Below are 1,799 nucleotides of genomic sequence, written 5' to 3'. Positions count from 1 at the left end.
GGCACCAGCCGGGGGCGGGCGGACGTCCACCTACCCGCCGCATCACGCAGCGATCGCTCGCCGAGCAAGGGGGCTGACGGTGTCTCGGCCGGTCGGCGCCGACCACCGGAGGGGGCGACGCCCGGCCGACACACCCATTATCTCCCTATTGTCCTATTTGCTGCTCATTTCGTGATTCGATGTGCCCCACTTTCGCCCCCAGGGCAAGGGGCGTGACGGCGTGTCACACACGAGGAGGGCAACGTCGGATGTCTGATTCACAGGGCACGAGCACGAGCGCCGGGCGCCGTGGGAAGGCCGCGGCGCTGAGCGGTCACTGGAAGATGGCGGTTCTGACCGCGGCCGGTTTCGCCATCGTCGGGGCGACGACCGTTGTGGCCGTCACGGGCGACGAGTCCGCTGAGGCGAAGCCCGCCTCCGCCTCCGCGGCCGCGGACGGCGGCAAGGAGAAGGACTCCTCCTCCAAGGGCAACGAGGGCAAGGAGAAGGAGTCCGAGGACCACGACAAGGAGAAGGGCGGCCACGACCGCGATCACGGCCGTGGGTCGTACGAGGGGGACCACGAGAAGACCGTGGACGTGGAGTGTGACCCGAACGATCTGATCTCGGCGATCGTGCAGGCGAACGAGGTCGAGGGAGGCAGCCACCTCCGACTGGCGGAGAAGTGCACCTACACCCTCACCGCCACGGAAGACGGCAACGGCCTGCCCAAGATCACCCAGCCGATCACGATCGAGGGCAACGGCGCGACCATCGCGCGCGCCGCCAACGCCGCCCAGTTCCGGATCTTCGAAGTCGGCTCCGGCGGCGACCTCAAACTCCGCAACCTCACCATCACCCGCGGCAAGACAGCCGACACCGCTAGCGCAGACGAGGGTGGCGCCATCAACGTGAACCCCGCGGGACGGCTCGACATCGAAAAGGTCACCCTCGAGAACAACACCGTCGACAATCCCAACATCGACGACGGCGGCGCCATCTACAACGAGGGCATCACCACCATCCGCAACAGCACCCTCAACAAGAACTCCGCTGACGACGGTGCCGCTGTCTACAACTCCTCCGGCAAACTCGAGATCACCAGCTCCAAGATCATCAACAACGCCGACATCGGCGGCGACGGAGCCATCAGCAACGCATCCGGGACCACCACGATCACCAAGAGCGTGATCAGCCACAACCTCGGCAGTGGCGTGAACAACAACCGTGGCGTGACAGAGATCGAAGAGACGGACATCAACTACAACACCGACGACAGCGGCGGCGCAGGCATCGACCACCTGTCTGGCGGGCTCCATGTCCGCAACAGCACCATCAGCAACAACACCGCGACCCCCGGGGCCGGAGGAGGCCTCCGCCTTCTGGATTCCGCGGTGATCGAGGACACCAAGGTCATCGACAACGCCACCACCAACAGCAGCGGCGGCGGCATCTACATCGACCTGGACGACACCGCCGAGGAGGTCGCGATCCGCGACTCGAAGGTCATCGGCAACCGGGCTCCCGGCAACGGCTTCACCGGCGGCGGCATCTTCCTCGCCGATCCCCTCAGCACCCTCACCCTGACCGACTCGAAGGTGAAGGACAACACCTCCGACGAGCCCGCCGGCGGTATCCAGAACAACGGCACGGTCACCACCAAGGGCAAGGTCAAGATCATCGACAACGTGCCCACCAACTGCGACTCGCCCGGCACCAACCCCGTCCCGAGCTGCTTCGGCTGACACACGCTGTTCGGGCAGAACACAACGGCCGCGCATGGGCCAACCAAACCGCCCGCCCCCGGCACCAGCCGGGGG

1 protein-coding gene is annotated in these 1,799 nt (G+C 66.1%); it reads left to right on the top strand.

Going from position 1 to position 1,799, the window contains the following annotated elements; translation table 11 throughout:
* The first annotated feature begins 248 nt into the window (after positions 1 to 248).
* Entirely contained in the window at positions 249 to 1,724 is a 1,476-nt protein-coding gene (locus ACWGI8_RS43915) for a right-handed parallel beta-helix repeat-containing protein (protein ID WP_453669175.1), read from the top strand.
* Positions 1,725 to 1,799 lie beyond the last annotated feature (75 nt).

It is taken from the genome of Streptomyces sp. NPDC054841 (assembly GCF_053611045.1).
This window is presented reverse-complemented; position numbering and strand designations above follow the sequence as displayed.